Here is a 21,288-nt window from a genome sequence, read left to right as displayed (position 1 = left end):
ACGTTTTTATGCCGAGCGGTGCGCTTCGCGCACCGCTCGGCATAAAAACGTGGTCTAGTAGAACTCGCGGACGAGATCCATCGCGCCCTCAGGCGCGCCGTCTGGGATCTCGGCCATCGAGCCTTCGACGCCCTCGCGCTCCTCGAAGGGCACCGAGTCCTCGTCCTGGTAGAGGACGCCCATGTACTCCTTGTCGCTTTCGAGGATCTTGTCCTTGGCCTGATCGCGGTCCGACGGGTCGTGGTCGGTCTCGTCCAGGTCGACGATGGCGTCGCGGAAGTAGTCGTACGTGTCCACGTCGTTGAACGTCACACACGGCGAGTAGACGTTCACGAAGCCAAAGCCGTCGTGTTCGACGGCCTGCTTGACGATCTCTGCGTGTCGCTGTGCGTTCGAGGAGAACGACTGGGCGATGAACGTCGCACCGGAGGCCAGCGCCAGCGCCTTCGGATTGACCGGCGGCTGGTTCGGCCCGTCGGGCGACGTGGAGGTCTCGAAGTCCTCGCGGCTCGTCGGCGAGGCCTGGCCCTTGGTCAGCCCGTAAATGCGGTTGTCCATCACGACGTAGCTCATGTCGACGTTCCGGCGCACGGCGTGGATGAAGTGGCCGGCACCGATGGAGTAGCCGTCGCCGTCCCCGCCCGAGACCATCACTTCGAGGTCCGGGTTGGCCATCTTCACGCCGATGCCCACCGGCAGGGCGCGGCCGTGGACGCCGTGGAGCGCGTAGCTGTGCATGTACGTCCCGATCTTGCCGGAACAGCCGATACCGGCGACGATGAAGGTGTTGTCGGGGTCGTTGCCCGTCTCCGCCAGCGCCTTCATCATGCCGTTCATCGTCCCGAAGTCACCGCAGCCGGGACACCAGGTCGGTTGCTTGTCGGATTTGAAGTCTGTGAAGCGAACGTCGGAACTCATTGTGTTGCCTCCGCAGGTGTGTCAAGCGTTTGCTTGATCTCTGTCGCCAGTTCGTCCGCCTTGAACCGGACGCCGTTGTACTTGTTGATGCGCTGGACGCGTTCGAGGACATCGTGTTCGATGATGTCCGCGAACTGCCCCGTGGCGTTACATTCGACGACGATGACATCCTCGGCGGCCTCGATTTCCTCGGTGAGGTCCGGCCGCGGGAAGATGTACGGCACCGAGAGGAACCGCACGTCGTAGCCCTCGTCCTCCAGCAGCGTCAGCCCCTCGCGCAGGGCTCCCTCGTTGGAGCCCCAGGAGATGACCAGCGTGTCGGCGTCGGGGTCGCCGAACTCCCGGTAGTCGAAGTCCTCCTGTTCGCGGGCGGTCTCGACTTTCCGCTGGCGCTTGTCGACCTGCTCGATGCGAACCTCCGTGTCCTCGGTCCGGCGACCGAGTTCGTCGTGTTCGAGGCCGGTCGTCATGTGCGCGCCGTCGGTCGTCCCGGGGAAGGCCCGGGGCGAGACCCCGTCGGCGGCCGCGAAGTGGGCCTGGAAGCGGCCCTTCTCGTCGAGCCACGTGTCGATTTCGTTCTCGTCGACGACCTTCCCGCGGTCGATTTCGACCTCGTCCATGTCGAAGGTGTCGGGCGAGAACGTCTGCTCGGTCACGGCCATCGCGAGGTCCGAGACGAGGAAGACAGGCGTCTGGTACTTCTCGGCGAGGTTGAACGCCTCGACGGTCTTCCAGAAGCACTCCGAGACCGTGGTCGGGGCGACGACGAACCGCGGAATCTCGCCGTGGCCGCCGTACAGCGTCATGTTGAGGTCGCCCTGTTCCTGTTTGGTCGGCATCCCGGTCGAGGGACCGGAGCGCATCACGTCACAGATGACCAGCGGCGTCTCGCTGGTGGCGACCAGCCCGAACGTCTCGGTCATCAGGTCGATACCCGGCCCGGACGTGGCGGTCATGGCTCGGGCACCGGCACGCGCCGCGCCAAGCGCCATGTTGATCGCCGAGAGTTCGTCTTCGGCCTGGACGACCTTCCCGCCGAACTGGTCGACACGGCCGGTCATGTACTCCATCACGTCCGTCGCCGGGGTGATGGGGTAGCCGGAGTAGAAGCGACAGCCGGCGGCGATAGCACCCATGCCGATGGCCTCGTCGCCGTTGAGGAGCACGTAGTCCTCGTCGGTGGTCTCCATATCGTAGTCGAACTCGCCGTACTCTTCTTGGACGTAGTGCTGTCCCTTCCGGGCGGCTTCCTTGTTGTTCTCGACGATGGCTTCACCCTTGTCGCCGAAGCGCTTTTCGAGGCTTTCATCGAGGTTCTCGATGGGGAAGCCGGTGACCTCACACGCCGCGCCCAGCGCGACGACGTTGAGCATAATTGCCCCACCCGCGTCCTCCGCGAGTCGTTTCAGCGGTACTTCGAGCGCCGTCGCGTCGCCGGGAACCTCCACGTCCTGCATCGTCGAGCGCTCGCCGTCGTAGATGATGACGGAGTCCTCGTGGAGCTCCTCTTCGTTCTCGTGGATGGTGCGCTCTGTGAGTGCGATCAGGATGTCGAGGCGGTCGACGACACTCTCGACGCGGTCGACTGATGTCCGTACCTTGTAGGCAGTGTACCCACCACGGATGCGGGAGGCGAAGTCCTTTGAGGTGAAGACGTGTCGACCAGCCCGGGAGAGTGCCTGCGCGAAAATCTTCCCGGTGGAGTCGATTCCATCGCCGGCTTCGCCGCCGATGGCCCAGTTCAGGTCCTCTGGCATTATATCGCACGGGTAGCCAGCGTGGTAGGAAAAGCCTTCCGTAACCGCCCGCAAGCGGGAAACTCGGATCCGAGTTAATATTGAGATATTCCGTCTACCAACCGCCGTTATTTCTCGTATATCGGGACACGGAGGCTCCCCTTTCAGCATTATAGAACACGTGGCGACCGTAACCGCCTTGGCCGGTCACGGCAACTCCCAAGTATGGATGAACGAGTCCTCGACGTTGTCGTTGTCCGGGATGTCGGACCGGACACCGTGGCGATTGATTTCGAAACGCCGGACGCCTTCGACGCACAGCCGGGCCAGTTCGTCAAACTGACCCTGACCGTCGACGAGGAGGACATCTCGCGGTTCTACACGATTTCCTCGCCGACGGTCGAGGAAACCTTCGAGATCACCGTCGGTATCGACCCCGACGGCGAACTGGCTCCCCAACTCGGCGCGCTCGACGCCGGCGACGGCGTCCGCATCGCCGGCCCGTTCGGCTCTGATTACTACGAGGGCGAGAGCCGCGTCGTCGTCCTCGCTGGCGGTCCCGGCGTCGGCCCGGCCGTGGGTATCGCCGAGCGTGCGCTGGAGGATGGCAATGAGGCCGCCGTCGTGTATCAGGACGACGCACCGGTCCACGAGGAGCGACTGGACGCACTTCGGGACGCCGGGGCGCTCGTTTCGGTCATCGACGGCGACGAATCGCTCGTCGACCCAGTGGCCGAGGCCATTGAGGACGGCGGCCAGGTGTTCATCTACGGCTTCGCGGACTTCCTCGACGCCGCCACGGAAGCGCTGGAAGCCGCCGGTGTCAGTACCGACGACGCGAAGGTCGAGAACTTCGGCTAGCGAGGCCTACGCTTCGTCGCCGGCATCGGGCGACCGGACAGTCAGGACGGGCACCGGCGCGGTCCGGACGAGTTTCTCCGTGACGCTCCCGAGCAGGTAGCGGTCGATGCCGGTCCGCCCGTGGGTCCCGATAACGACGAGGTCCACGTCGTTGTCGTCGATAGCTTTGAGGATGACCTGATAGGGAATCCCGTGGGCGACGGCCGTCTTGACAGCCCCGACGCCTTCCTCGTGGAGGCGCTCCGACGCGGTGGCGACGGCGTCTTCGGCGACGGACTCCAGTTCGTCGATGATGACGGTCGACCCCACGTCGATCCCCAGCGAGCGCGTGTCCACGGCCGACAGGACGTGGACGGTCGCGTCGGTCTCGCTCGCGAGCGCCGCGGTGGGTTCGATCGCCGCCTCGGCCCCGCTGCTGCCGTCGGTCGGGAGCAGGATGTCCTCGAAGGCCACCGCACCCGACTCGGCGTCGGCCTTGACAGACAGGACAGGCACGTCGGACAGGCGGACCACTTTCTCGGTGACGCTGCCGAGCAGGTAGCGCCGGACACCGGTGCGACCGTGGGTCCCCATGACGACGAGGTTGACGCCGGTCTCGTCGGCGTAGTCGAGGATCTCGTCGTGGACGACGCCCTCCCGCACGGCCGGCGTCACGTCGATTCCGTCGGCGTCAACTGCGCCGGAGTGAGCGTCGATGAATGCCGCCGCCGGCGAGTCGCCGTCTCTGTCCCACTCGTCGTCGCGTGGTCCGTGTTCGTCGACCACGGCGAGGACGTGGACGGCCGAGCCGTACTGCTTTGCGAGGGTCACCGCGGCCTCGAAGGCCCGCTGGGAACCAGGGCTGTCGTCGATGGGGACGAGAATAGTATCGAACATCGCGTATCGGCCCGGTGTTCGCCGGCGAGTGTGATAAAGTGTCGTGACGGGAGCAGGTACGAGAGGCAGTCACCGGTAGAGCGCGACCTATTGACGCATGTTGTACTCCTTTCAGCCGATGGAGAGTCGCTTACCCACGCAGTTCGGTCTGCGAAATTCTGCTGTCGGCCCGAAATCGAGAATTCGGTTTTACCCCAGGTTTCGGACCTTCAGACGGACGGATAGGCCGCTCTGGTGATCTGCGTATCGAGGAGTCCAGTGGGAACGCGGCAGAAGACTTAGTACGCGCTGTGCCGGTTTTATCGCACGGAAAGCGTATGGTGCTTACTGAGGTGACAGGCGTTCTCTGTATCCTTGTCGGGGGATATGCATTGGCTCGGCCACTGTCGATCCGCAACTATCCAAGCGCAACCCAGTGGGAGTCAGAACCTGAAACGGCGAAACAGGAACAACGCGCATACGCCGCTATGACTGCGTTCTTTGCGATTCTGGGCGGTATCGTTCTTCTCATTCTCGGTCTACTTGGCTACGGTCCCTGAACAAAATGGATGGGACGGGCCATGGGGGCGCAGTCAGGGGATGGAAGCCGTGTCTGCCACCCGCACATTGAGGGAAAACACGGTCGACCTGGAAGCATGGCAACCGTCCGCCGACTCGTCATCGACGTGCTGAAACCCCACGACCCGCCGCTGATCGACTTCACCGAGCGCATTACGCCCAACACAGCGTCGCCGGCGTGACCGCCTCGCTGGTCGAGCGCCTCGAACACGTCCTCGACCGGCCGTGTGTGCCACGGCGTGGTACTCCCGTCGGGATACTCGTCGGGGTACCAGTCGAGCGATTGCGGTCCGCTCGCGCCGGCCGACTGCGACCCGGTGTCCGGCATCGACCGTTCAGGTGCCGCGCAGAACTTCCTCGCGGGCGGTCAGGTCGTCCGGCACCAGCCGGAAGAACTCGAAGGTGACCTCGCGGACCGGCCGGTCGAACACGTCGACGAGCGGGATGTCGACGCGCTCGAAGCCGTCGAGGACCTCGCTCGTGATGGCCTCGCGCGACGCGTCTTCGAGGCGGCCGCTGGCGACGACGCTCTTCGATGGCTCATCGCCGTCGTCGTATGTCACAAACGTCACCGGACGGCCGTCGAGATGACCCTTCTCGCTGTCGCGGTTGGCGGCCAGCCGGAAGTAGAAGACCGACTCCTCGGGGTCGTAGCCATACGAGACGGGGGCCGCGTACGGGGCCGTCTCCTCGTCCACCGCGAGCGACAGCACCCCCGTTCCGCCGACGCCGAGGAACGCGTCCCGGTCGTCGGCACTCATCTCGGCGCGGTTCGTTTCAGCCATGTATCAGATAACTCACCGGCGTTAGATAAAGCCCCACGCACGGCCGGGTCAACCCGGACGCTCGCGAACGGAATAAGACCTATAACGGTCGGTTGCCAACTGTTCCCATGCGCGAGGCAAGTCGGACGACGCGCCAGCGCATCGCTGACCAACTACGCGACGAAGCGATGGCCGCCGGGACAATCGCCAACGAGTTCGAAATACAGACCAGCGACGCGCTCACACACGTAGAGCACATCTCGAAATCCTTAGAATCGACTGACGAACAGCTCCTCGTCGCGCCGCCGGAGTGCGAGGAGTGTGGCTTCACCGACTTCGACGACCTGACGAACCGACCAAGCCGGTGCCCGGAGTGTAAATGCGAGGCCGTCTCGGAGCCGGCGTATCGAATAAGCTGAGTCCGGACACTACCGATTCCGACCGTTAGTTCCCGGAGAAGCCGATGCGACCGCGCGAGGAGAGGTCGTGGTCGCCCGACGGCCCCTGGTTTTCGAACTCGTATCGGTCGTCGGTGAGGTAGACGACGCCGTCCTCCGTGGTGATCGACACCTCTTCCAGAACCGCCCCCTCACAGGGACCGTAGTTGCACAGCCCCGAATCGGATTCGAACGTCGCCCCATGTTTCTCACACACCAGTTCCCCGTTGCGGACCGTCGCTCCGTCGCCCTTGTCCAGTCTGATGTCTGTCCAGTGGGGGCAGTAGTTCTCGAACGCGACGACGGCGTCGGACAGTTCGACGATGATCGCCTCCTTCGTGTCGAAGCCGTCCCGAACAGTGAACAGAAAGGTTCCGTCGTCGGGCACCTCGTCCAGCGCGACAATCCGGCTGTCCTCGTCCATAATAAATAGCGGTACGGCAGTCAGTCGTTTCAAACCGCCGGTCCCTGCTCTGACTATCGAACCCGTGTCAACTGTTATCGGGGTGCGCTGAGAACGCCACGCCATGGGCGACCTCGTCATTTACGGTTCGTACGGCTATACTGGAAATCTCATCACACGGGAAGCTATCGACCGGGGGTTGGACCCCGTACTGGCTGGCCGGAATCGGGACGAACTCACGGACCAGGCGATCAAACTGGGCTGTGAGTCCGAAGTCGTCGCGCTGGACGAGCCCAAGGTACTCGACATGGTCCTCGACGACGCCGACGCCGTCATCCACTGTGCCGGCCCGTTCAGCCGGACGTGGGAACCGATGGTGGCGGCCTGCCTGCGAACCGGGACGCACTACCTCGACATCACCGGGGAACTCGACGTGTTCGAGGCCATCCACGAGCGGGACAGCGAAGCACGAGAGACCGGGGTGATGCTCCTTCCGGGAACCGGTTTCGACGTGGTCCCGACGGACTGCATGGCCGCCCACCTCGCTGACCGGCTGCCCGAGGCCGACACGCTGGAGCTGGCGTTTCACGCCGAGATGGGCGTCTCGAAGGGGACTGCGAAGACGATGGTCGAACACATCGACGGTGGTGGGGCGGTGCGCCGCGACGGCCGCATCGAACGGGTGGCTGTCGGGAGCGAATCGCGCGAGATAGACTTCGGCTGGGGACACGACGACATGCACGCCGTGTCGATCCCGTGGGGCGACGTGTCGACGGCGTACCACACCACCGGCATTCCAAACGTCACCGTGTACATGTCGATGCCGCCCGCGATGGCCCGACAGCAGCGGTTCGCGGGGCTGTTCGCGCCCGCTCTCGGCTTCCCGCCGGTGCAAGCCACGCTCAAGTGGCTCATCGAGCAGACCATGGACGGACCTGACGCCGAGGAGCGTGCGAGCGACCCAACGTTCGTCTGGGGCGAGGCCCGAACCGACGACGGCGACCGGGTTGAGTCCCGGCTGCGGGGGCCACACACCTACGACCTCACCGCGGCGACAGCGGTCGAAATCACCGAGCGGGTCCTCGACGGTGACGCGCCCGCCGGGTTCCAGACGCCCGCTGGCGCGTACGGTCCCGACCTGATTCTGGCTATCGACGGTGTCGAACGCGAAGACGTTGCGTAAGTCTCATACGGACTGCTGTACCTGTTTTCTCCGACGGCCGCCCGACTGCAAGCGGCCAATACGGAAACGGCTACAGCAGTCCGTATCAGTAGTGACGGTCCTCGATGCGTTCGTCGAACAGCCGTTGAAGGAGTTTCGTCATCGGTCCGGACCCCACAGAGATGCCGTCGACGGTCGCGATGGGGCGGATTTCCCACGTCGAGTTGGTGAGAAACGCTTCATCCGCGTCACGCAGCGCATCGAGCGAGTAGTGGCCGGTTTCGACGGGGAAATCTTCGCCGCGGGCGATGTCCATCACCACGTCGCGGGTGACTCCCGGCAGCAGGTCCAGATCCGTACTCGGCGTCCGGAGGCCGTTGTCCGTGACGAAAAAGAGGTTGCTCGTCGCCCCCTCGGCCAGATTGCCGTCCATGTCCCGAATGAGACACTCGTCGGCGGGATTGCTACCGGCGGCGGCCTTCCGGAGTTCGAGCCGGCCGAGAATCCCGTTGAGGTAGTTGTGGGTCTTCGCGTCCGCCGGGACGGCCTCGCTGGGAATCCGCCGGGTCCGGACCGTCTGGACGGACGCCGGCCCGTCCCAGACGCGCTCGCCGTCGAGCCCGCCCCGCTGGAGTTCCTTGCAGATCACCACGACCGTCGGGTCGACATCGCTCCCCGGCGTGAGCTTCCCGGGCTGGACGCCCCGTGTGACCGACAGCCGGACGTACGCCTCTTCGATGTCGTTGGCCGCGAGCGTCTCGGCGACGCGCTCCCGGAGGTCGTCGGGCACGGCCTCATCAAAACCCAGCGTCTCGGCCGTCCGCTGGAGGCGCTCGCGGTGGGCGTCCCACCGGAACGGCTCGCCGCCGTAGGCTCGGAGCGTTTCAAACGCCGCGTCGCCGTACATGAACCCGCGGTCGCGCACCGATACCGTCGCCTCGTCCTCGGGGACGAGCGCCCCGTCTACGTGGTATTGCATAGCAGGCAGAAGTTCTCGATCATGGTCTTGCCGTGGTCGGTCAGAATGCTCTCGGGATGGAACTGGACGCCGATGTGCGGTCGGCTGCTGTGGCGAACGCCCATGACGACCTGGGACTCGTCCGTGCCGTCGGCGGTGACAGAATCGGACGCATCTGGCGTCCCATCGGCTCCGCCGGAGCCGTCTTCGCTGACGGTGTACGCCGTCTCGGTCAGCACGTCGGGGAGGTTCTCGCGGTCGACCGCCAGCGAGTGATAGCGGCCGACCTCAACGGGGTCCGGCAGGTCCGCGAACACGCCGGTGCCGTCGTGGGTAACCGACGACGATTTGCCGTGGACGACCGCCTCGGCGTGGCCGACGGGCGCGCCGTTGGCCGCACACAGCGCCTGGTGACCGAGACAGACGCCCAGCGTCGGGTATTCCAGCTCCTCGAAGATCGGCATCGAGACACCTGCGTCCTCGGGCGTCCCCGGCCCCGGCGAGACGACGATGCCGTCGGGGTCCAGTTCGCGGATGTCTTCAACGTCGATGGCGTCGTTGCGCCGGACGATTACGTCGTCCTCGGTCCCGCCGAGCCGCAGGACCACCTCGCCGACGTACTGGACGAGGTTGTACGCGAACGAATCGTAGTTGTCGACGACGAGGACGGTGGGGGCGAGCGCGTCGGGGTCACCGGCTGTCGCACCAGCTCCACTCATTGCTGATCCTCCATCGCCAGATCGACGCGCCGCCCCAGCGCCTCATCGACGGCGTTAATCAGTGCGCGGCCCTTGTCCAGCGTCTCCTGGTACTCTCTGTCCGGGTCCGAATCGTGGACGACGCCAGCGCCGACGCGGAGGTGGTACTCCTCGGCGTACCGGACCAGGGTCCTGATGACGATGTTCAGCGTCGCCCGGCCGTCGAAGCCGAACAGGCCGATAGAGCCGGTGTATGGCCCCCGCCGGGTAGTCTCCACTTCGTCAATTATCTCCATCGTCCGGGGTTTGGGCGCGCCGGTGATAGTCCCGCCGGGGAACACCGCGGCGATGGCGTCCTGCAGGGTCGCGCCGTCGCGGAGCCGCCCCTCGACGACCGAGACGAGGTGCATCACCTCGGAGTAGCGGTCGACGCGCCGGTAGTCCGACACCTCGACGCTGCCGAATGAGCTCACTTTCCCGAGGTCGTTGCGTTCCAGGTCGACGAGCATCGCATGTTCGGCCCGCTCCTTTGCGTCGGCGAGCAGGTCCGCCTCCAGTCGGTCGTCTGCTTCGGGTGTGCCACCTCGCGGGCGGGTGCCGGCGATGGGTTCAGTCTCGATTCGGTCGCCGTCGCGGTGCAGGAGGAGCTCCGGGCTAGCGCTGACGAGGTCGACACCGGGGAACTCAAGCAGAGCGGAGTACGGTGCGGGATTAACCGTTCGAAGCGCGTCAAAGGCCTCGACCGGGTGGACCGCGGCGGGGGCGCGAAGGCGCTGCGAGACGTTTGCCTGGAAGGTGTCGCCGTCGCGGATGTACTGCTTCACTGTCCGGACACGGTCGGCGAACTCCTCGCGCGTGCAGTCGCTCTCGAACGTTGCTTCGTCTGCCTCGACCGGCGGGTCCCCGACGGCAGGGTCGCCCTGTTCGGCCGCCCGAGCCAGATCAAGGGCGTGTTGCTTGCCGAACTCGTAGGCCAGTTCCGGCGTCTCGAAGTCGCCGATCCGCGGGCAGGCTGTCACGCGCAGCGTCACCGATTCATCGCGGGGTTCTTCCCATGCGGCGAAGCGGTCGTAGCGAGCCACCTGCAGGTTCGGGAGCGCGCGGTCGGCGTCGGCGCTGTCGGGCAGTGACTCCAGTTCCCGCGCCACGTCGTAGGATAGCCACCCGACGGCTCCACAGGGGTACGGCACGTCACAGTCGCCGCGGACCAATCGCTCGCCGTCGAGGAACTCGGTTAGCGCGCCGAGAGTCGCACCCGCTCTCGGATCGACCTCGCGGAAGTCCGCCGGGGCCGTCCCGAAGTAGCCCCAGCCCGACTGACCGCCGGTGGTCGCCAGATACACGCCGCCAGTCTCATCGCGCGCCCGCCGGTAGGCGAGAAACGGGTCGTCGACATCTACGCGGACCTCGACGGGGACGCGCGCCTCCGGGGACGCGTCGGCTGCGAGGTCGGTGAACGCGGTCCGGTCGGTTGCGACCGATGGCATTAGCGAACGAAAACAGTGCGGCGACTAATTCCCTTGCGGTTCGGCACAAACAGATGGAATGCCTGCCCCTCAGTAGTCTTGTGCTCGCTCGATCCAGCCCGAGACGCGACTCTCCGAGAGGTCAGTATCGGCAGCGATAGCAGCCGCGTCCGCTCCGGCCAGGTCGCCCACCGTCTCGATACCGATATCCACGAGTCGGTCGGCGTAGGCGGGTCCGATTCCCTTGATGTCGGTGACGGGCGCAGTGCTTCCCTCGTCTTCGGTCTCGGCCGATTCGTCGTCGGTCTCGGCCGTTTCATCGTCGGCCCCAGCCTGTTCGTCGTTGGCCGGATCCTCTTCAGCCGCAGCCGATTCTTCGGCAGCGGAGACAGCCGAATCATCGGCCCCGTCTTCGTCAGATGTCTCGGCCTCTGTGGCGGCGTCAGCGGTCTCAGCCGATAACTCGTCGTCGGCCGTAGCCGGGGATTCCGCGGTCGCCGCCTCGTCAGTGTGAGCGGACGTGTCACTCTCCGTGGCCGACTCAGCACCCGCAGTGTCGGAGGTCTCGGTAGTCGTCGCGGTGTTCGTCCCTTTGACGGCGTCCTCGTCTTCAGTAGAGGGCTCTCGTTCGACGGTCACGTCCACGTCGCGATTGGTCCCTGACGCGGATGACCCCGTCCCGTCAAGCCCGAGAGCGGATTTCAATTTCTGAAGCAGACCCATACATGGACGTATTTATCCCCAACACAAATCTCTTGCTGGTGGCCGTTTCGCTACAGGCTCTCGCGTAACTGCCCGTTCATCCGGTCTACAGGTGCGTCTTCGCCGGTCCAGAGTTCGAACGCCTCGACGCCCTGATACAGGAGCATCCACGCGCCGTCGACCGTCGTCGCGCCCGCGGCCGCCGCGTCCCGCAGCAGTCGGGTCTCGATCGGCGTATACACCGCATCGAGTACCGCGAGGTCGCCGTGTAGCGCGTCCGCGGGCACCGGCGTCTCGTCTTCCTCCATGCCCACACTCGTGCAGTTGACGAGGATGTCAGCGTCAGCGAGCAGGTCCGAAAGCGAATCGAGTCCGTGACCAGTCGCGTCCGGGACATCTTCGGCCAGCGCGTGTGCCTTCGATTCGGTCCGGTTCGCAATGTGGACCGACAGCCCCTCGTCGGCGAGGCCGAACGCGACCGCGCGCCCCGCGCCGCCAGCTCCGACGACGACAGCGGTTCCGGACAGCGACACGTCGTGGTGTGCCAGCGCCCGGACCGCGCCGACGGCGTCCGTGTTGTAGCCCGTCGGCGTTTCGCCGGTGAAATCGACGGTGTTGACAGCGCCGATCCGCTCGGCAAGTGGCGCGGGATCGACGGCGTCGAGTACGTCTTGCTTGAACGGAATGGTGACGTTGAGACCGTCGATTCCGAGCGTCGCTGCCGCCTCGATAGCGTCGGCACCGGAGTCGGCCGCCGGTTCGAACGTGACGTAGCGCGCGTCAAGATCCAGTGCTTCGTAGCCCGCCTCGTGCATCGGCGGCGACAGCGAGTGCCCGACCGGGTTCCCGATGAGACCGTAAACGTCCATACCAACGCCAGCGTCCCCCGGTGGTATGAACGCCACGCTCTCCCGCGAGTGGTCAGGGTGCTCAGCCGACACTTTCGCAAGCTTTTCAGCCGGACCCAGCCACATCTGAGGTAGTGAGTCGTCTTCGTCATCCGCTGGTGCAGGTCGCGGTAACAGTGTCTCTGACACTCGGCTGGGTCTATTTGTTCGTCACTGGTACCGAAGTCGGGAACGTGGCGACCGTTGCCGTCAGCGGGATCGCCGTCCTCGGGGCGTCGTTCCTCCTGGCCTGGGGAGCCGAGACGGCCGAGAAAGACGTGCCACGGTCGTTTGCCATCGCCGTGCTGGCTGTTCTCGCCGTGGCCCCGGAGTACGCTGTCGACGCGCTGTACGCCTGGAACGCCGGGGCTGGCGGGGCAACAACAGAGGCCTGTAGCCAACTTTCCGCACAGGCCATCGAGAACAGCGCGACGCCGCTGGCCCGCGCCTGTCACGACGCGAACCTGGCGATTGCGAACATGACCGGCGCGAACCGCATTCTCATCGGCATCGGCTGGGCCGGCATCGCCGTGTTCACTGTCTGGCGCGCCGCGAAGACGCGGGACCCCGCAGTAAAGAAACGCGACGGGTTCCTGAAAGACGCCGTCCAACTGGACACCGACATCGCGACCGAAATCTCGTTTCTCTTCCTGGCGACGCTGTGGGCGTTTCTCGTTCCCTTCGGCGGCGGTATCGGTATCTTCGATACGCTGTTTCTGGTCGGTCTGTACGTCACGTACATCGGCCTCGTCCTCAAGTCCGACATCGAACACAGCGAGCACACCGTCGGCGTCCCGAAGTACTTCCAGGAGTGGTCGCTGCCGTGGCGGCCCATCGTCGTCCTGCTCCTGTTCGGCTACTCTGGCGCGATGATTTTCACGGCCGTCGAGCCGTTCGCCCACGGACTGGAAGAGATCGGCGTCGCCAACGGCATCCCCGAGTTCTTCATGATCCAGTGGGTCGCCCCGCTCGCCAGCGAGTCGCCGGAACTCATCGTCGTCGCCGTACTGGTCAACAAGGCCCGGTCGACGGCGGGGTTCAACGCGCTCATCTCCTCGAAACTCAACCAGTGGACGCTGCTCATCGGGACCATCGCGGTGGTGTACTCCATCGCGCTCGGCGGGTACGGCGTCCTGCCGTTCGACGCCAGACAGGGCGCGGAGATCTGGATTACCGCTGCCCAGTCCTTCTTCGCGCTCGCCATTCTGGTCAACTTCGAGATCAGTATCCGCGAGGCGGTCGGACTGTTCCTCCTGTTCATTTCGCAGGTGATCCTGGAGTTCGCCATCATCAGGGACCTCGTCGCCCTGCCGATATCGAGTCATGGCCTCCTGCTTGCGTACACGGGAATGTACCTCGTTATCGGCGTGGCGCTGTTCGTCCAGCGTCGCGAGGCGCTGAAACACCTGCTCGGGCTGGCTGGTGACGCCGTCCGGTCCGCGGTGGGCCGAGAGCCGGTCCATCCGGAGAACGCCGACTGATGCTCGGGATCGTCGTCTCACAGGCTGACGCGGCGTCGGTTCACATCGGCGAGCAGTTGCGCGCTCTGCGGGACTGGGACACCAGCGTCGACGAGACGCGGCCCGACGCCGAGGGCGGCGGCACAGTGTATCGCACTGACAGCGTGGAACTCCGCGAGTTCGAGGCGCTGCATCTGGACATCGAAGACATCGGGGCGGCGTTCGACGACCTGGACCTGCTGGTGTTCGCCTCGAAACACGCCGGCGAGACCGAGGAACTCCTGACGGCCCACCACACCGGGAACTTCGGCGTCGCGGAGTTCGGCGGCGAGGACGGACACTTCGCCCGCGCCTGCCCCGGCGCACACGAGGCCGTGGTTTCGGCGCTCCAGCGCCACGCCCCGCCCGAGTACGAGGTCGGGATGGAGTGTACTCACCACGGCCCGACGACCGTCGGCGTCCCGTCGATGTTCGTAGAGGTCGGGAGTGCTGAGCCACAGTGGGAGGACCCCGATGCCGCCGAGGCTGTCGCCCGGGCGATACTGGACCTCGCGGACGAACCGGCTGACAAGCCCCGGGAGAACGGGACGCGTCGCCACCTCCTCGGCGTCGGCGGCGGCCACTACGCCCCGCGATTCGAGCGGGTCGTCCGCGAGACGGACTGGGCAGTCGGCCACATCGCCGCCAACTGGTCGCTAGACGCCCTGGACGAGTGGGCCGACAGCGACGCGGAGCGCGACGCCGTCCTCGAACGCGCGTTCCGGGCCAGCGCGGCCGACTACGCCCTCATGGAGGGCGACCGCCCGGCGCTGCAGGAGACCATCGAGTCGCTCGGCTATCGCGTCGTCAGCGAGACGTTCGTTCAGGAGACGAGCGGCGTCGACCTGAGCCTCGTCAAGTCACTGGAAGACGCTATCAGACCGGTCGACAAGGGACTCAGATTCGGCGAGCTTGCGCCCGGCGACGGTGAGTGGACGATGCTCGACCTCCCTGACGAACTCATCGCGGACGCACGCGGCGTCGACAGCGAGACGTTGCGTGAGACGATAGAGCGCCGGTCCATCGCGTACGGAACCGAACAAAACGGAACCGTCCTCACAGGGCCGATTGTCTGTCCGGAGGACACTGAACTGCCGTCCTTCCTCGCCCCGATTGTCAATATTCTCGAACAGCGCTTCGACAGCGTCGAGCGACGCGCGGACGAACTGGTCGCCCGCGAAACGGCGTTCGACCCGGACCTCGCGCGAACGGCTGACATCCCTGAAGGCCCGAAGTTCGGGAAACTCGCATCGGGCCAGCCCGTCGAAATCGACGGAGAGGAAATCGACCCGGAGCGGTTCCAACGCGAGCGTATACGTCGATATACGCTGTGAACACCGCCGTGTCAGCCGCCGAAACGGAGATTCAACACGTCAGACGCTCGTCAGACAGAGGGGAAAACTAATAACTATTCGTCTGCAAGGGGGTTTTAAATTATGGATTCGATAATTGACGACGCTATCGACGAGGCTGAACAAGACGGGGAGGACGCGGCTGGCGGCAGCGACGACGAAACGACATCGTCGCCGACCCAGGACATGTCCACGTCGGGAACGATGTCCGACGAGGAGCTGTCGAGCGTCGTCAAAGACCTTGAAACGAAAATCACCGTGGTCGGCTGTGGCGGTGCCGGCGGGAACACGGTCACCCGGATGATGGAGGAAGGCATCCACGGGGCCAAGCTCGTCGCCGCAAACACCGACGCACAGCACCTCGCCGACGAGGTGGCCGCCGACACCAAGATTCTCATCGGCCGCAAGCGCACCGGCGGTCGCGGGGCCGGCTCGGTCCCGAAAATCGGCGAGGAGGCCGCACAGGAAGACATCGAGGACATCCAGCAGTCTATCGACGGCTCGGACATGGTGTTCGTCACCGCAGGGCTTGGCGGCGGCACCGGGACCGGCGCGGCCCCGGTCGTCGCACAGGCCGCACAGGAAGCCGGCGCGCTGACTATCTCTATCGTCACGATTCCGTTCACCGCGGAGGGTGAGCGTCGCCGTGCAAACGCCGACGCCGGACTCGAACGACTCCGTTCGGTTTCGGATACGGTCATCGTCGTGCCGAACGACCGCCTGCTCGACTACGCGCCCAGCATGCCGCTGCAGGACGCGTTCAAGATCTGCGACCGCGTGCTGATGCGCTCGGTCAAGGGCATGACCGAACTGATCACCAAGCCCGGCCTCGTCAACGTGGACTTCGCCGACGTTCGCACGATCATGGAGAACGGCGGCGTCGCCATGATCGGCCTCGGCGAATCCGACTCCGAGAACAAGGCCCAGGACTCCATCCGCTCGGCGCTGCGCTCGCCGCTGCTTGACGTAGAGTTCGACGGCGCGAACAGCGCCCTCGTCAACGTCGTCGGCGGCCCAGACATGAGCATCGAGGAAGCCGAGGGCGTCGTCGAGGAGATCTACGACCGCATCGACCCCGATGCCCGTATCATCTGGGGCGCGTCGGTCAACAACGAGTTCGAGGGCAAGATGGAGACAATGATCGTCGTCACCGGCGTCGAGAGCCCGCAGATCTACGGCCAGAGCGAGGCCGAACAGGAGAAGGCCGCCCAGCAACTCGGCGAAGACATCGACTACGTCGACTGACGGCCGCGTCGACCGCGGCCCGGGACTCGACGGCCCCGATTTTCAAAATCAATACCCAGATAGACACGCACAAGCGGTAGCTGGTTCCCCATCTACAGTTTCTGCTTATTCTCTTCTAATAGGGGTTCTACAGCGCTATATCGACGACTCAGCTCCGACAGAGCGCCGACACAACAGTGGAAAAGTACACGAACAATAACTATTAGTATCAATAATCGTAACGAAGGGGATTTATATTGATATCATCTGCTCGTTCGCATGGCGATGGATTCACGCCGCAGTATCCTCAAGAAAATGGCGGGAACGGGGGTGCTGGGCGTCTCGTCCGGGTGTCTCGGTTCGCTCTCCGGTCGGGGTGAAACAGTACAGTTCGGTGCATTACTTCCGCTCAGTGGCTCACTCGAACGCCTCGGAACCCACGGGAAACGGGCGACCGAACAAGCGGTCGCCGATATCAACGACGCCGGCGGTATCAACGGAGCCGAAGTCGAGCTTACCGTTCTTGATACTGAGGCAAGCGTCGAAACGGCGACCGAACAGTATCGCTCGCTCGTCGAGCAGGGAATCGTCGGATTCGTCGGCGGTCTCATCAGCGACGTGTCGATAGCACTCGCACCGGAAGCAGCATCGGATGCTGTCATGGAAGTCAGTCCTGCGAGCACGGCCCCACAGCTATCGACTGCGGGCCGAGCGAACGGCGCGAAATACTTCGGGCGGGTGGTCCCGAGCGACGGGGCACAGGCCGCGGTGATGGCGAAGGCGCTTGCCGACCCGATGCACGTCGGCGCTGACTCGGTCGCGCTGTTGAGTATTGACAACTCGTTCGGCGCTGGCCTCGCCGAGGCCCAGAAGGAGACCCTCGATAGCGAGGTCGTCGCCGACGTTCGGTTCGACCCGACGGCGGAGTCGTTCGACGATGTCATCGGTGCTGTCTTCGAAAACGACCCGGACGCGGTCGGCTTTACCTGTGCTGCCGGCCAGGAGCAGGGCGTTCTCGATGCCTACGGGCAGTCCGATCATGATGTGCCGTGGGTGTTCTCCTCGGGGATGTTCGGCGGTGACCTCCCGTCGTACTACGAAGGGTTCTACAGCGCGTCGTTCTCCTCGGGGCGAACGGACGGCTACTTCGACCTGGTGCGGCGGTTCACCGACATCGACGAGCCCGCAGCGTACGCGGTCAACGCCTACGACGCGCTGTTCTTGATGGCGAGTGCTGCCGAGAAGGCCGGAGAGAGCAGCGGTCCGGCAATCGCCGAAACGATCCAGTCGGTCTCCGGCGGGTCGGGCCACACCGTCTCCGTCGGTGATTTCGACCGCGTCCGGTCGCTCGTTGAAGCGGGCCGTGACGTGAACTACCAGGGCGCGTCCGGTAGCGTCGACCTGACCGACGATCTGGAGCCGCTGAGTTCGTACGTGATCGAGCGGGTTACCGACGGGACAATCGAGTCGCTGGAACTGCTGCAACCGCAGTACTTTGAATCAGGAGGTGGCCGATGAGTTCGCTTCACAAGCGGATTATTGCGGCGACGGAGCGGTCACTCCCCGACAGTATCCGAACGCGATACGCCGCGAAGTTCGGCGTCCTGTTGCTCGGTGTGGTTCTCGTGCTCGCGCTCGGCGGGGCGGCCATCCACCTCGAAACGCAATCGCTGGTCGAGGGCCAGACCGAGGACCAGATCCGCGGCGTCGCCGAATCGGAGGCCAGTTCCATTTCGGACTGGGCCGCGACCAAGCAGTCGACGGCGTCGTTCCTCGCGGACTCCGTCAGCGACCGGTCCGCGTCAACGTCGGCGACGGACCATCAGCGGTGGCTCGAACAGAAGCTCATCGGGCTCCCCGGTGACGTGCGGTCGCTCCATTACGTCGACGCCGACGACGGGACCGTCATCGCCAGTACCGACGACGATCTGAACGGGGCGTCGCTCGCCGCCGTCGACCAGCCGTGGACCGACGACAGCGGCGCGGTCGTCTCCTCGGGGCCGACGGGCTCCTCCAAGCCCTACAAGCGCGGGAACGAGCCGGTCATCGCGTTCCTCCAGCCCGCCGGCGACGGCAAATACATGGTCCTGACTGCTTCGCTCGAATCGCGCTCCCACGGGTTCACGTCGCCGTTTGCGACCGGCGACGTGAAGGTCGTCGGCTCGGACGGCACCATCATTCTGGACAACCGGAAGGCATCGATCCTCGAAGCGTACGAGGCCACCGGAGACGGAACAGCGACGGCCGTTGAGTCGGCCCTCAGCGGTGAGACGGGGTACGCACAGGTCTCGGCCAGAACGGGCATGGACGAGGGCGAGTACGTGATGGCGTACACGCCGGTCACCGGTACCGAGTGGGCGTTGCTGTATCACGTCCCGGCGAACCAGGCCTTCGCGCTCCAGTCGGCGGTCTCTGAGAACATCGCGCTCCTCGTGGCGCTAGCCGTCGGGGCGCTGTTCGTCGTCGGCATGACAATCGGACGTGGGACCGCACAGGCGCTCTCCCGCGTGGCCGAAACCGCGGAGGACATCGCCGCGGGCGAGATCAACAGCACCCTCCCCGAGACCACACGCGTTGACGAAATGGGACAGCTGTACAACTCCTTTGCGTCCATGCAGTCGTACCTGACGACCGCCGCAAACCAGGCCGATGCGCTCGCCGAAAAGCGGTTCGACGACCCGGCGCTCGACGAGAGCATCCCCGGTGAGTTCGGGGCGGCACTGGAGGAGATGGGCGAGGACATCCAGACGCTGATTACCGATGTCGAGGCCGCCAGGGACGAAGCGGAAGCGGCGAAGGAAGACGCCGAATCGATGGCGTCCGCCCTCGAATCGAAGGCGGCCGAGTTCAGCGACGTGATGGACAGATCGGCGGCCGGGGACCTCACCCAGCGGATGGCGACCGACAGCGACTACGACGCCATGGTCGACATCGCCGAGAGTTTCAACGAGATGATCGCGGAACTCGAACGAACGGTCACCCGCATCGAAGGGTTCGCCGGGACCGTCGACACCTCGACGGAGGCGATTTCGGCGAGCGCACAGGAGGTGCGGTCGGCCAGCGAGCAGGTGAGCGAGTCGGTCCAGCAGATCGCTGACGGTGCCGAAGAGCAAAACGAGAACATCCAGCAGGTGAGCGACGAGATGACTGATCTGTCGGCCACTGTCGAGGAAATCACGTCGTCGACCGACGAGGTCGCATCGAAGTCACAGCAGGCCGTCAACGCGGGCGAATCTGGCCGTGAGTACGCCCAGCAGGCCGCTGCCGAGATCGAGACGCTGGAGCGGAAGTCCAGCGAGGCTATCGAACAGGTCGAGTCCCTCGCCGAAGAGATGGAGCGGATCAGCGAGGTCACGACGCTGATCGACGAGATCGCGGAGCAGACGAACATGCTCGCGCTCAACGCGAACATCGAGGCCGCGCGCGCCGGCGAGGCGGGCGAAGGATTCGCCGTCGTGGCCCGTGAGATCAAGACGCTCGCCGAGGAAACGCAGGACGCGACGACCGACATCGAGTCGATGATCGCGGAGATCCAGTCCCGAACGGACGCCACCGTCGAGGACATGCAGGACATGGGCGAGAGCGTCGACACCGGCAAGGAGACGGTCGAGAACGCGACGGACGCACTGGCCGACATCGTCCAGCGAGTCGACGAAGCGAACGACGGCGTCCAGGCGATCAGCGACGCGACCGACGAGCAGGCGGCCTCGATGGAGGAGGTCGTCTCGATGGCCGAAGAAGTCGGCTCGATCAGCGAAGAGACCTCCGCCGAGTCCGAAAACGTCGCCGCGTCAGCCGAGGAACAGACCGCCTCGATCACGGAGGTCACAGAACGGATTCAGTCGCTCTCCAGTCAGGCAAGCGACCTCAAGGGCCTCATCGACCAGTTCGAAACCGGACGTGTCGGCGACAGCGAAGGCACGCGCGGACGCGGCGAGGCTGCACCGACTGACGACTGATCGGACTGAACCGAACTGTCGTTCCGACGACCCGCCATTGCTGTTAGCGAAGCGCTCTTGCTGGGACCGTGTACGGGGCACACCGTCACGGCCGCGGACTCGTCGCCGCGCACCACAATATAGAAAAGCCACCAGTGGGTACGACCCGCTATGGACGTTCCATACGATCTCACCTCCTACATCCGCGTACTCAAACTGGCGAGTACGCCGTCGTGGGAGGAGTTCTCCCAGATCGCGAAAATCGCCGGCGCGGGCATCGCGCTGGTCGGACTGCTCGGGTTCATCATCTTCGCCGTGATGACCTTCATCCCTGGCAGCAAGCCGGTGTAAACCGATGGGCATCTACGCAGTCAAAACCACGGCCAGCCAGGAACGCACCGTCGCCGACATGATCATCTCCCGCGAAGAAGACGAGATCCACGCCGCGCTCGCGCCGGACTCGCTGACGAGTTACGTGATGGTCGAAGCCGACAATGCCGCGGTGTTCGACCGCATCCTCGACGAGATCCCCCACGCCAACGGCGTCGTACAGGGCGAGTCCTCGATGGCGGAAGTCGAGCACTTCCTCTCGCCGAAACCGGACGTGGAGGGCATCGCGGAGGGCGACATCGTCGAACTCATCGCCGGCCCGTTCAAGGGCGAGAAGGCGCAGGTCCAGCGGATCGACGAGGGCAAGGACCAGGTCACTGTCGAGCTGTACGAGGCGACGGTCCCGATTCCGGTTACCGTGCGTGGTGACCAGATTCGGGTGCTGGATAGTGAAGAGCGCTGAAAGCCCTCTTCAGACAGTTCGAGCGGCGAAGCCGCGAGAACATAGCGAGGAACGGT

General features: G+C 64.9%; 21 protein-coding genes. 11 read left to right on the top strand and 10 right to left on the bottom strand.

Annotated features, from left to right (window positions below; translation table 11 throughout):
* Window positions 1-54: 54 nt before the first annotated feature.
* The gene (locus NDI54_RS08515; RefSeq protein ID WP_310896028.1) at window positions 55-918 is read right to left on the bottom strand and encodes a 2-oxoacid:ferredoxin oxidoreductase subunit beta; all 864 of its coding nucleotides are present in this window, start codon (window positions 916-918) and stop codon (window positions 55-57) included.
* The gene (locus NDI54_RS08510) at window positions 915-2,675 is read right to left on the bottom strand and encodes a 2-oxoacid:acceptor oxidoreductase subunit alpha (RefSeq protein ID WP_310896027.1); all 1,761 of its coding nucleotides are present in this window, start codon (window positions 2,673-2,675) and stop codon (window positions 915-917) included. Before NDI54_RS08510 ends, NDI54_RS08515 begins: the two co-directional genes overlap by 4 nt.
* Window positions 2,676-2,879: 204 nt before the next feature.
* Between NDI54_RS08510 and NDI54_RS08505 the strand changes: the two genes are divergently transcribed.
* The gene (locus NDI54_RS08505) at window positions 2,880-3,515 is read left to right on the top strand and encodes an FAD-dependent oxidoreductase (RefSeq protein ID WP_310896026.1); all 636 of its coding nucleotides are present in this window, start codon (window positions 2,880-2,882) and stop codon (window positions 3,513-3,515) included.
* 6 nt (window positions 3,516-3,521) lie between these two features.
* On the opposite strand, the gene NDI54_RS08500 is transcribed toward NDI54_RS08505, so the two are convergent.
* Window positions 3,522-4,391, bottom strand: coding sequence for a universal stress protein (locus NDI54_RS08500; RefSeq protein ID WP_310896025.1), 870 nt, complete (start codon window positions 4,389-4,391; stop codon window positions 3,522-3,524).
* Between the two features lie 635 nt (window positions 4,392-5,026).
* Here NDI54_RS08500 and NDI54_RS08495 point away from each other — a divergent pair.
* Window positions 5,027-5,131: a DUF211 domain-containing protein gene (locus NDI54_RS08495; RefSeq protein WP_310896024.1), complete on the top strand. Its 105-nt coding sequence runs from the start codon at window positions 5,027-5,029 to the stop codon at window positions 5,129-5,131.
* 153 nt (window positions 5,132-5,284) lie between these two features.
* Here the strand turns inward: NDI54_RS08495 and NDI54_RS08490 are convergent, their stop codons facing one another.
* The gene (locus NDI54_RS08490; RefSeq protein ID WP_310896023.1) at window positions 5,285-5,734 is read right to left on the bottom strand and encodes a pyridoxamine 5'-phosphate oxidase family protein; all 450 of its coding nucleotides are present in this window, start codon (window positions 5,732-5,734) and stop codon (window positions 5,285-5,287) included.
* A 107-nt stretch (window positions 5,735-5,841) separates the two neighbouring features.
* On the opposite strand from NDI54_RS08490, the gene NDI54_RS08485 reads away from it, so the two are divergent.
* A complete protein-coding gene (locus NDI54_RS08485; protein ID WP_004592932.1) occupies window positions 5,842-6,132 on the top strand; it encodes a transcriptional regulator in 291 nt (96 codons plus the stop codon).
* Between the two features lie 25 nt (window positions 6,133-6,157).
* Here NDI54_RS08485 and NDI54_RS08480 read toward each other — a convergent pair whose 3' ends face one another.
* Window positions 6,158-6,574 carry a Rieske (2Fe-2S) protein gene (locus NDI54_RS08480; RefSeq protein WP_310896022.1) on the bottom strand — a complete coding sequence of 139 codons (417 nt, stop codon included), beginning with the start codon at window positions 6,572-6,574 and terminating at the stop codon, window positions 6,158-6,160.
* Between the two features lie 103 nt (window positions 6,575-6,677).
* On the opposite strand from NDI54_RS08480, the gene NDI54_RS08475 reads away from it, so the two are divergent.
* The gene (locus NDI54_RS08475; protein ID WP_310896021.1) at window positions 6,678-7,736 is read left to right on the top strand and encodes a saccharopine dehydrogenase family protein; all 1,059 of its coding nucleotides are present in this window, start codon (window positions 6,678-6,680) and stop codon (window positions 7,734-7,736) included.
* An 85-nt stretch (window positions 7,737-7,821) separates the two neighbouring features.
* Here the strand turns inward: NDI54_RS08475 and NDI54_RS08470 are convergent, their stop codons facing one another.
* The 5 genes from NDI54_RS08470 to NDI54_RS08450 form a co-directional block, all read right to left on the bottom strand.
* On the bottom strand, window positions 7,822-8,694 hold the full coding sequence (locus NDI54_RS08470) for an aminotransferase class IV (RefSeq protein ID WP_310896020.1): 873 nt from the start codon (window positions 8,692-8,694) through the stop codon (window positions 7,822-7,824).
* Complete coding sequence (locus NDI54_RS08465) at window positions 8,679-9,392, bottom strand: anthranilate synthase component II (RefSeq protein ID WP_310896019.1); 714 nt, start codon at window positions 9,390-9,392, stop codon at window positions 8,679-8,681. Before NDI54_RS08465 ends, NDI54_RS08470 begins: the two co-directional genes overlap by 16 nt.
* Window positions 9,389-10,858, bottom strand: coding sequence for an aminodeoxychorismate synthase, component I (pabB, locus tag NDI54_RS08460; protein WP_310896018.1), 1,470 nt, complete (start codon window positions 10,856-10,858; stop codon window positions 9,389-9,391). The genes NDI54_RS08465 and pabB overlap by 4 nt, the downstream gene beginning before the upstream one ends.
* A 69-nt stretch (window positions 10,859-10,927) precedes the next feature.
* Window positions 10,928-11,560, bottom strand: coding sequence for a helix-hairpin-helix domain-containing protein (locus tag NDI54_RS08455; RefSeq protein WP_310896017.1), 633 nt, complete (start codon window positions 11,558-11,560; stop codon window positions 10,928-10,930).
* A gap of 50 nt (window positions 11,561-11,610) precedes the next feature.
* On the bottom strand, window positions 11,611-12,408 hold the full coding sequence (locus tag NDI54_RS08450) for a shikimate dehydrogenase (protein ID WP_310896016.1): 798 nt from the start codon (window positions 12,406-12,408) through the stop codon (window positions 11,611-11,613).
* Window positions 12,409-12,545: 137 nt separating this feature from the next.
* Between NDI54_RS08450 and NDI54_RS08445 the strand changes: the two genes are divergently transcribed.
* The 7 genes from NDI54_RS08445 to NDI54_RS08415 all read left to right on the top strand — a co-directional run bounded on the left by NDI54_RS08445 (window position 12,546) and on the right by NDI54_RS08415 (window position 21,232).
* Window positions 12,546-13,907, top strand: coding sequence for a sodium:calcium antiporter (locus NDI54_RS08445; RefSeq protein WP_310896328.1), 1,362 nt, complete (start codon window positions 12,546-12,548; stop codon window positions 13,905-13,907).
* Window positions 13,907-15,259: a D-aminoacyl-tRNA deacylase gene (locus tag NDI54_RS08440; protein WP_310896015.1), complete on the top strand. Its 1,353-nt coding sequence runs from the start codon at window positions 13,907-13,909 to the stop codon at window positions 15,257-15,259. Before NDI54_RS08445 ends, NDI54_RS08440 begins: the two co-directional genes overlap by 1 nt.
* 102 nt (window positions 15,260-15,361) lie before the next feature.
* Window positions 15,362-16,522, top strand: coding sequence for a cell division protein FtsZ (ftsZ, locus tag NDI54_RS08435; RefSeq protein ID WP_310896014.1), 1,161 nt, complete (start codon window positions 15,362-15,364; stop codon window positions 16,520-16,522).
* Between the two features lie 258 nt (window positions 16,523-16,780).
* Window positions 16,781-18,019: an ABC transporter substrate-binding protein gene (locus tag NDI54_RS08430; protein WP_310896013.1), complete on the top strand. Its 1,239-nt coding sequence runs from the start codon at window positions 16,781-16,783 to the stop codon at window positions 18,017-18,019.
* The gene (locus NDI54_RS08425; RefSeq protein WP_310896012.1) at window positions 18,016-20,460 is read left to right on the top strand and encodes a methyl-accepting chemotaxis protein; all 2,445 of its coding nucleotides are present in this window, start codon (window positions 18,016-18,018) and stop codon (window positions 20,458-20,460) included. Before NDI54_RS08430 ends, NDI54_RS08425 begins: the two co-directional genes overlap by 4 nt.
* A 150-nt stretch (window positions 20,461-20,610) precedes the next feature.
* On the top strand, window positions 20,611-20,790 hold the full coding sequence (locus tag NDI54_RS08420) for a protein translocase SEC61 complex subunit gamma (protein WP_004592944.1): 180 nt from the start codon (window positions 20,611-20,613) through the stop codon (window positions 20,788-20,790).
* A 4-nt stretch (window positions 20,791-20,794) separates the two neighbouring features.
* The gene (locus NDI54_RS08415; RefSeq protein ID WP_310896011.1) at window positions 20,795-21,232 is read left to right on the top strand and encodes a transcription elongation factor Spt5; all 438 of its coding nucleotides are present in this window, start codon (window positions 20,795-20,797) and stop codon (window positions 21,230-21,232) included.
* Window positions 21,233-21,288 lie beyond the last annotated feature (56 nt).

It is taken from the genome of Haloarcula terrestris (genome assembly GCF_031624315.1).
GTDB classification, from domain to species: domain Archaea; phylum Halobacteriota; class Halobacteria; order Halobacteriales; family Haloarculaceae; genus Haloarcula; species Haloarcula terrestris.
The sequence above is the reverse complement of the archived record's forward strand: the minus strand, read 5'-3'. Positions and strand labels throughout refer to the sequence as shown.